Genomic DNA, 8,708 nt, shown 5'->3' with positions numbered 1-8,708 from the left:
CCCCGGGCCACCCCGCCCCCCGCGCGGGAGCGCGACGCGGCCACGGCCGCCGTCTCCGCCCTCGCCGCGCACGCCGGCGCGTGGGCCGTCCGCGTGCACGAGGTCCGCGCCACCGCCGACGCCGTACGGGTCGCCCGCGCCGTCGAAGGAGCCCGGTGAACGCCCCGCACCTCGACGTCGAACAGGTCGAGTCCGCCAACACCGCCTTCTACGAGGCGCTGGAACAGGGCGATTTCGACAAGGTCTCCGCGTTCTGGCTCACCCCGTCCGACCTGGGCGTCGACGAGACGTACCACGACCCGGCCGACGCCGGCGTGGTCTCCTGCGTGCACCCCGGCTGGCCGGTGCTCACCGGCCGCGGCGAGGTGCTCCGCTCCTACGCCCTGATCATGGCGAACACCGACTACATCCAGTTCTTCCTCACCGACGTCCACGTCTCCGTCACCGGCGACACCGCCCTGGTCACCTGCACCGAGAACATCCTCAGCGGCGGCCCAGCCCCCGACGGCGACGAGGAGCTGGGCCCGCTCGTCGGCCAGCTCGTGGTCGCCACGAACACGTTCCGGCGTACGCCCGCCGGCTGGAAACTCTGGTCGCACCACGCCTCCCCCGTACTCGCGGAGACCGACGACGACGAGAGCGAGGACACACCTTCCTGACCGGAAGGGCCAAGAACGACAAGAAGTGGTTGGAATCACGGACCGCCGGGTATGGGCGGCTACCAACCCGTGATCCACCGGGACCGCCAGGGAAAACGCCGGGTGAAACCTCCCGGCACCCGTCCGGTCCCACACCCCCCGTGGCCCGGCCCTGTCGGTGCTCGCGGGTAGATTCGACTGTGGCCGCCGTACCGCCCGCACGTGGTGCGACCGGCCTTGACCGACGACTGCAGGAGTGATTCGCGTGGATCGTGTCGCGCTGCGCGGCCTCAAGGCCCGCGGGCACCACGGTGTGTTCCCCAAGGAACGCGAGGACGGCCAGACCTTCCTCGTCGACCTCGTCCTGGGTCTGGACACCCGGCCGGCCGCGGCCGACGACGACCTGACGAAGACCGTGCACTACGGCATCGTGGCCGAGGAGGTCGTGGCCGTCGTCGAGGGCGAGCCCGTCAACCTCGTCGAGACGCTCGCCGAGCGCATCGCCCAGGTCTGTCTGAAGCACGAAGGGGTGCAGGAGGTCGAGGTCTGCGTCCACAAGCCGGACGCGCCGATCACCGTCCCCTTCGACGACGTGACCGTCACCATCATCCGGAGCCGTGTATGAGCGCCCCCTTCGCCAAGGGTTCCAGCGACCCGACCGTACAGCCGGTGCCCGCCTCCGTCATCGAGCAGGTCGACGCCGCGGACACGACGCTGTCCAACCCCAAGCGCGCCGTGATCGCCCTCGGCGCCAACCTGGGCAACCGCCTGGAGACCCTCCAAGGCGCCATCGACGCCCTGGAGGACACCCCCGGCGTACGCGTCAAAGGGGTGTCGCAGGTGTACGAGACGGAGCCGTGGGGCGTCGCCCCCGACAGCCAGCCGTCGTACTTCAACGCGGTCGTGGTCGTGAAGACCACCCTGCCCCCGTCCTCCCTGCTGGAGCGCGCGCACGCGGTCGAGGAGGCCTTCCACCGGGTCCGCGACGAGCACTGGGGCCCGCGCACCCTGGACGTCGACATCGTCGCCTACGCCGAGGTCGTCTCCGACGACCCGCAGCTCACCCTCCCCCACCCGCGCGCCCACGAACGCGCCTTCGTGCTCGCCCCCTGGCTCGACGTGGACCCCGAGGCCCGGCTGCCCGGAAAGGGCACGGTCGCCGACCTCCTGGACACCGTCACCCGCGACGGCGTCGCGCCCCGCGCCGACCTGGAACTCCGGCTGCCCGAGTAGTCGTTAAGGTCGACGAGATCACGACGACCGCTCAGGGACCGAAGGGACACCGGAACACCGTGAAAGAGCTTCGCATCAGGGTGCTGGCCGGCGTCTTCGTCGTCGCCGGTGTCCTGTCCTGGGCCGGCGCCCGCCTGTGGAACTCGGTGGGGACCCTGCCGAGCGTCCCCCTGGCCGCCCCGGTGGTCCTCGCCCTGATCGCGGTGATCCTGCTGGCCACGGCGCTCTCGCTCCGCGCCCGCCTCAAGGCGCAGCGGGAGCGCGTCCCCGGCGCCAAGGGCGTCGACCCGATGATGGCGGCTCGCGCGGTCGTCTTCGCCCAGGCCAGCGCCCTGGTGGCCGCCCTCGTCGCCGGTATGTACGGCGGCACGGGCGTCTTCCTGCTGGAGTACCTGGACATTCCGGCCCGCCGCGACCAGTCCATCTACGCCGGTCTCTCGGTGGTGGCGGGCATCGGCGTCATAGCGGCCGCGGTCTTCATGGAGCGCGTCTGCAAGCTCCCGGAGGACGAGGACGACGACCACCCGGGCGCGGCGACGGCGGCGTGACGCGCCTGACTCACCAGGACTGACGGACAGCGTATCCAGCATCTGGTCGGGTGCCACCGTGAACATCACGTGATCGGCCACGACGTCCACGACTTCACGGGCGCGGACCGCGGTCACCGCCGCCACCGTGGTGGGGACCGTGCGCTCCCCGTCCAGCGTCCACAGACGGCAGCCCACTCGTACGCTCCGCGCCTGCGCGCCCCTCGACAGCGTTCACCGTCTGCTTGCTGGGCAGGCCGTACCCCAACGCCATCCCCCTTGATCAGCGATTGGCTCACTGATCAAGGACGACATCGGGCACCACTGACAATCGGGTCAGCGCGCCAGTATCAGGCCCATGGCCTCGGCTCGGGTCGCAGCGTCCCGGAGCTGACCGCGCACCGCCGACGTCGTGGTCTTGGCACCGGGCTTGCGAACCCCGCGTACCGACATGCACATGTGCTCGGCCTCGACGACGACGATCACACCACGGGCCTCCAGAATCTCCATGAGAGAGTCGGCGACTTGCGTGGTGAGTCGTTCCTGCACCTGCAGACGACGGGCGAAAACCTCAACCAGTCGCGCGAGCTTCGACAGGCCGGTGATCTTTCCGCTCTCCGCCGGAATGTACCCGATGTGAGCTACGCCATGAAACGGCAGCATGTGATGCTCGCACAGGCTGACGATTTCGATGTCCTTCACCAGGACCATCTCGTCGTGTCCGATGTCGAACGTCGTCGTCAGTACGTCCTCGGGCTCCTGCCCATGCCCGGCCAGGAGCTCCCGGTACGCCCGCGCCACCCGTCCCGGCGTCTCCCGCAGGCCCTCGCGGTCCGGGTCCTCGCCGACCGCGATGAGCAGTTCGCGTACGGCGTTCTCGGCACGCTTCTCGTCGAACTCGCCGATCTCGCCCTCGCCGTCCAACGTCACGGGGTCGGTCATCTGGTGCCTCGTTCCTGTGCTGTCCTGCGGTCGGCATAAGGAAATGCCGCACCCCCCAAGGCTAGAACCTGGGGGGTGCGGCATACATTCCGGGCCCGGTGGGGCCGTCGGGAGTGACCGGGTCAGCTCTCCGGACGGTCCTCCGGAGCGTGTTCCGGTGCCGGGGCGGGCTCCACCGTGGGGCTCTTGGTGGTGGAGATCGCCGCCGTCGCGCCGTTCGCTCCGTTCGTCAGGGCCAGCTCCTTGGGGGAGAGCACCGGCGGACGGGTCGAGGGCGTGCGGCGTGAGGAACCGGTCCAGGCGGGCCGGGCCGGGCGCTTGACGATCTGGGCGAAGACCTCGGCGATCTCCTCCTTGCCCAGCGTCTCCTTCTCCAGCAGGGCGAGGACGAGGTTGTCGAGGACGTCGCGGTTCTCGACCAGGATCTCCCAGGCCTCGTTGTGCGCCGTCTCGATGAGCTTCTTGACCTCTTCGTCCACCAGCGCGGCGACCTCTTCCGAGTAGTCGCGCTGGTGGGCCATCTCACGCCCGAGGAACGGCTCGCTGTTGTCACCGCCGAACTTGATGGCACCGAGGCGCTCGGTCATGCCGTACTGCGTGACCATGGCGCGGGCCACGCTGGTGGCCTTCTCGATGTCGTTGGCGGCGCCCGTCGTCGGGTCGTGGAAGACCAGTTCCTCGGCCGCGCGGCCGCCCAGCATGTAGGCGAGCTGGTCGAGCATCTCGTTGCGCGTGGTCGAGTACTTGTCCTCGTCCGGGAGCACCATCGTGTAACCGAGGGCCCGGCCTCTCGACAGGATCGTGATCTTGTGGACCGGGTCGGAGTTCGGTGAGGCCGCCGCGACCAGGGCGTGACCGCCCTCGTGGTACGCGGTGATCTTCTTCTCCTTGTCCGACATGATCCGGGTCCGCTTCTGCGGGCCCGCGACCACACGGTCGATCGCCTCGTCCAGCATCTGGTTGTCGACCAGCTTCTTGTCACTGCGGGCCGTCAGCAGAGCGGCCTCGTTCAGCACGTTGGCCAGGTCGGCGCCGGTCATGCCGGGGGTACGGCGGGCGACGGCCGACAGGTCGACGTCGGGCGCGACCGGCTTGCCCTTCTGGTGGACCTTGAGGATCTCCAGCCGGCCCTGCATGTCCGGGCGGTCGACGGCGATCTGCCGGTCGAAGCGGCCGGGGCGCAGCAGCGCCGGGTCGAGGATGTCGGGCCGGTTGGTGGCGGCGATGAGGATCACGCCGCCCTTCACGTCGAAGCCGTCCATCTCGACGAGCAGCTGGTTCAGGGTCTGCTCACGCTCGTCGTGGCCACCGCCGAGGCCGGCGCCGCGGTGGCGGCCGACCGCGTCGATCTCGTCGACGAAGACGATCGCCGGAGCGTTCGCCTTGGCCTGCTCGAACAGGTCACGCACTCGGGAGGCACCGACACCGACGAACATCTCGACGAAGTCGGAACCGGAGATCGAGTAGAACGGCACGCCCGCCTCGCCCGCGACGGCACGCGCGAGCAGGGTCTTGCCGGTGCCGGGCGGGCCGTACAGCAGCACGCCCTTGGGAATCTTGGCGCCGACGGCCTGGAACTTGGCCGGCTCCTGGAGGAACTCCTTGATCTCGTGGAGCTCCTCGACGGCCTCGTCCGAGCCGGCGACGTCGGAGAACGTCGTCTTGGGGGTGTCCTTGGTGATGAGCTTGGCCTTGGACTTGCCGAAGTTCATCACGCGGCTGCCGCCGCCCTGCATCTGATTCATCAGGAACAGGAAGACGACCACGATCAGGACGAACGGGAGCAGGGAGAGCAGAATGCCGACGAACGGGTTCTGCTTCGACGGCGACACCGTGTAGCCGTCGGAGATCTGCTTGTCCTGGTACTTGTTCTGCAGGGTGTTGGCGAGGGTCACGCCCTGGTCGCCGATGTAGCTCGCCTGGATCTTGGAGCTGCCCTCGACCTTTTCGCCGTCCTTGAGCTGGACCTTGATGGTCTGCTCGTCACCGGTGGTCAGCTTGGCCGACTCGACCCTGTTGTCGTTGATCGCCTGGACGACCTGGCCCGTGTCCACCGTCTTGTAGCCGCCGGACGAGCCTACGACCTGCATCAACACGACCACGGCAAGGACGGCCAGCACGATCCACATGATTGGCCCACGGAAGTATCGCTTCACGTCCATCCACACGGAGCGGTGTCGCCCCGTCCCTCCTGCCATAGTGAGTTTGATAAGACAGTTCTTCTGACGGTACCCCAGCGCGGCGGCCCTCAGCCGCACGGGACCGCTGGCGTCCCGTCTGCATGCTCCAACGGCGCGGAGGCCTCCGGGGTTCCCGGTAGCCCCCCGATCGCCGCGCTGCCCGCCACTGGGGCGGGTCAGCCGCCGTAGACGTGGGGCGCGAGCGTACCGACGAACGGCAGGTTGCGGTACTTCTCGGCGTAATCGAGGCCATATCCCACGACGAACTCGTTGGGGATGTCGAAGCCGACCCATTCCACGTCGATGGCGACCTTCGCCGCGTCGGGCTTGCGCAGCAGCGTGCACACCTTGAGGGAGGCGGGCTCGCGCGAGCCGAGGTTGGAGATCAGCCAGGACAGGGTCAGGCCGGAGTCGATGATGTCCTCGACGATCAGGACGTGCCTGCCCTTGATGTCGGTGTCGAGGTCCTTGAGGATCCGCACCACGCCGGAGGACTGGGTGCCCGCGCCGTACGAGGACACGGCCATCCAGTCCATGGTGACGGGGGAGGACAGCGTGCGGGCGAGGTCGGCCATGACCATCACGGCGCCCTTGAGGACGCCCACGATGAGCAGGTCCTTGCCCGCGTACTCCGCGTCGATCTGCTCCGCCAGCTCGGCCAGCTTGGCGTCGATCTCTTCCTTGGTGATGAGTACCTTCTCGAGGTCGGCACCCATGTCGTTCGCGTCCACCCGCATCACTTTCGGTCGTCCCACCGGCCGTATTCAGCCTTGCCGAATCACCAGTCTGCCACCCTGCCGCTGGGCGACGACTTTGCCGGGGAGGTTGATGGCCCCCTGACCGCGCCAGCCGGTGATCAGCCGGTCGACTTCCTCGATGTGGCGGGCGAACAGGGCACCGGCGGGGGCGCCGGCCGCGATGGCGGCGCGGCGCAGGATCCGGCGGCGTACGGCGGGCGGCAGCGCGTAGAGCTTGGCGCACTCCAGCACGCCCGTGGCGTCGCGGACGCCCTCCTCGGCCTGGCGGGCCCAGGTGTCGAGGGCGTCTGCGTCGTCCCGGGAGAGCTGGGCGGTGCGGGCGAGGGCCTCGACGACGCCTTTGCCGAGGGCCTTCTCCAGGGCGGGCAGGCCCTCGTGGCGCAGTCGGGAGCGGGTGTACGCCGGGTCGGCGTTGTGCGGGTCGTCCCAGACCGGCAGGGACTGGACCATGCAGGCCTTGCGGGCGGTCTGCCGGTCGACCTGGAGGAAGGGGCGCCGGTAACGGCCGTCGGCCCCCGAGACCGCGGCCATGCCCGACAGGGAGCGGATGCCGGAGCCGCGGGCGAGGCCCAGCAGGACGGTCTCGGCCTGGTCGTCGCGGGTGTGGCCGAGCAGGACGGCGGCGGCGCCGTGGCGGGCCGCGGCGGCGTCCAGGGCGGTGTAGCGGGCGTCGCGGGCGGCGGCTTCGGGGCCGCCCGCGCGGCCGACGCTGACGGCGATGGCCTCGACGGGGTCCAGGCCCAGTTCGCGCAGGCGCAGGACGACCTCTTCGGCGCGCAGGTCGGAGCCGTTCTGCAGGCCGTGGTCGACGGTGACGCCGCCGGCCCGGACGCCGAGCCGGGGGGCTTCGAAGGCGAGGGCGGAGGCGAGCGCCATGGAGTCGGCTCCGCCGGAGCAGGCCACGAGCACGAGCGGTGACGGCGGCCGCTCGGGTGTCGGTCCGGCGGCCGTCGCGGCGGGGACGCCGGCCGTGGTCTTCAGTTCGGTGAGGATGTCGTGGAGGACGCGGCGGACCGCCAGGCGTATCGCCGCGACCGCAGGATGGGGACCCATGTCCGGTGCCCTTCATGAAGTTTTCGGGGGGTGAGCCCGGGGTTCTGTCACGCAGAGTGTGTAGATGGTGACAGAAACGGGCCGTTCCCCGAGCATCGCACGCCTGTCGAGGGCTCACGGTCCCTCGGACGGGTGATTGGAGGGTCGTTTGCCTGCCGTCGGCCGGAATCGTTCACGCCGCTTGAGGGGGGCTCACGACTCCGGCTTGCGGTGCACCCGCGCGATCCAGTCCGCCGGTTTGGCGATCTCCGACTTGGTGGGGAGGGTGTTGGGCGACGTCCAGACGCGGTTGAAGCCGTCCATTCCGCACTCGTCGACGACGGCCCGGACGAAGCGCTCGCCGTCCCGGTACTGACGGAGTTTGGCGTCCAGGCCGAGCAGCTTGCGCAGCGCCAGGTCGAGGCGGGAGGCGCCCTTGGCGCGGCGCTGCTGGAACTTCTCTCGGATCTCCGCGACGCTCGGCACGACCTCCGGGCCGACCCCGTCCATCACGAAGTCGGCGTGGCCCTCCAGCAGGGACATCACGGCGGTGAGACGGCCGAGGACCTCCCGCTGCGCCGGGGTCTGCACCAGCTCCACCAGAGAGCGGCCACCGTCGTCCTCCTCCCCCTCGGGGCGGCCCCCGGCGAGGGTCTGGGCGGCCTCGCGGACCCGCTCCAGGACGGTCATGGGGTCGACGTCGGTCTCCGCCAGGAACGACTGGATTTCGCCCTCCAGGTGGTCGCGCAGCCAGGGCACGGCCGTGAACTGGGTGCGGTGCGTCTCCTCGTGCAGGCACACCCACAGGCGGAAGTCGTGCGGGTGGACGTCGAGTTCGCGTTCGACGTGCACGATGTTCGGCGCGACCAGGAGCAGCCGGCCGCCGCCGTCGGCACCGGCGGGGAGTTCCCGGGTGGCCGGGGCGAAGGTCTCGTACTGGCCGAGGACTCGGGAGGACAGGAACGACAGCAGCATGCCCAGTTCCACACCGGTGACCTTGCCGCCGACGGCGCCGAGGACCGCGTTGCCGGCGCCGTCGCCGCGCCGCTCCTGCAGCTTCTCCAGGAGGGGTTTGAGGATCTCGCGGAACCCGGCGACGTTCGCCCGGACCCAGCCGGGGCGGTCGACGACCAGGACGGGGGTGTCGTGGACCTCCTCGGTGGCCATACGGGTGTAGCCCCGGACGTGTTCCTCGGAGGCCTTGGCATGGCGGCGGAGTTCCGCGACGACCGCCCTGGCCTCGTCGCGGCTCACCTCGGGGCCCGGCCGTACGAGCCGGGTCGCGGTCGCCACCGCGAGGTTCCAGTCGACCATGCCGGAATTTGCGCCGATGCTCGTCATGCGTCAACGGTACGGGAGCGCCGCCGTTGGGGGCAGGCTGTGCGGGGCGCGGGGGTG

9 protein-coding genes are annotated in these 8,708 nt (G+C 70.1%); 4 read left to right on the top strand and 5 right to left on the bottom strand.

All coding sequences use genetic code 11. The annotated features are described in order from the left end of the window. The first annotated feature begins 155 nt into the window (after positions 1 to 155). The 4 genes from DMH12_RS35120 to DMH12_RS35105 all read left to right on the top strand — a co-directional run bounded on the left by DMH12_RS35120 (position 156) and on the right by DMH12_RS35105 (position 2,419). A complete protein-coding gene (locus tag DMH12_RS35120; RefSeq protein ID WP_122616847.1) occupies positions 156 to 659 on the top strand; it encodes a nuclear transport factor 2 family protein in 504 nt (167 codons plus the stop codon). 244 nt (positions 660 to 903) lie between these two features. Continuing rightward, the gene (gene folB / locus DMH12_RS35115; protein WP_125495371.1) at positions 904 to 1,263 is read left to right on the top strand and encodes a dihydroneopterin aldolase; all 360 of its coding nucleotides are present in this window, start codon (positions 904 to 906) and stop codon (positions 1,261 to 1,263) included. After that, positions 1,260 to 1,871, top strand: a complete 612-nt coding sequence (gene folK / locus DMH12_RS35110; protein ID WP_122616845.1) for a 2-amino-4-hydroxy-6-hydroxymethyldihydropteridine diphosphokinase — start codon at positions 1,260 to 1,262, stop codon at positions 1,869 to 1,871. The genes folB and folK overlap by 4 nt, the downstream gene beginning before the upstream one ends. Positions 1,872 to 1,930: 59 nt before the next feature. Further along, complete coding sequence (locus tag DMH12_RS35105; protein ID WP_122616844.1) at positions 1,931 to 2,419, top strand: DUF3180 domain-containing protein; 489 nt, start codon at positions 1,931 to 1,933, stop codon at positions 2,417 to 2,419. 315 nt (positions 2,420 to 2,734) lie between these two features. On the opposite strand, the gene folE is transcribed toward DMH12_RS35105, so the two are convergent. The 5 genes from folE to DMH12_RS35080 form a co-directional block, all read right to left on the bottom strand. Beyond that, positions 2,735 to 3,340, bottom strand: coding sequence for a GTP cyclohydrolase I FolE (gene folE / locus DMH12_RS35100; protein ID WP_125495370.1), 606 nt, complete (start codon positions 3,338 to 3,340; stop codon positions 2,735 to 2,737). Positions 3,341 to 3,462: 122 nt separating this feature from the next. Then, positions 3,463 to 5,502, bottom strand: a complete 2,040-nt coding sequence (gene ftsH / locus DMH12_RS35095) for an ATP-dependent zinc metalloprotease FtsH (RefSeq protein ID WP_122616842.1) — start codon at positions 5,500 to 5,502, stop codon at positions 3,463 to 3,465. 194 nt (positions 5,503 to 5,696) lie between these two features. Beyond that, positions 5,697 to 6,257: a hypoxanthine phosphoribosyltransferase gene (gene hpt, locus DMH12_RS35090; protein WP_125495372.1), complete on the bottom strand. Its 561-nt coding sequence runs from the start codon at positions 6,255 to 6,257 to the stop codon at positions 5,697 to 5,699. A gap of 27 nt (positions 6,258 to 6,284) precedes the next feature. Then, the gene (gene tilS / locus DMH12_RS35085) at positions 6,285 to 7,331 is read right to left on the bottom strand and encodes a tRNA lysidine(34) synthetase TilS (RefSeq protein WP_125495369.1); all 1,047 of its coding nucleotides are present in this window, start codon (positions 7,329 to 7,331) and stop codon (positions 6,285 to 6,287) included. A 192-nt stretch (positions 7,332 to 7,523) separates the two neighbouring features. Next, a complete protein-coding gene (locus DMH12_RS35080; RefSeq protein ID WP_125495368.1) occupies positions 7,524 to 8,651 on the bottom strand; it encodes a zinc-dependent metalloprotease in 1,128 nt (375 codons plus the stop codon). Positions 8,652 to 8,708 lie beyond the last annotated feature (57 nt).

This window comes from Streptomyces sp. WAC 04229, assembly GCF_003947455.1.
Taxonomy (GTDB): domain Bacteria; phylum Actinomycetota; class Actinomycetes; order Streptomycetales; family Streptomycetaceae; genus Streptomyces.
This window is presented reverse-complemented; position numbering and strand designations above follow the sequence as displayed.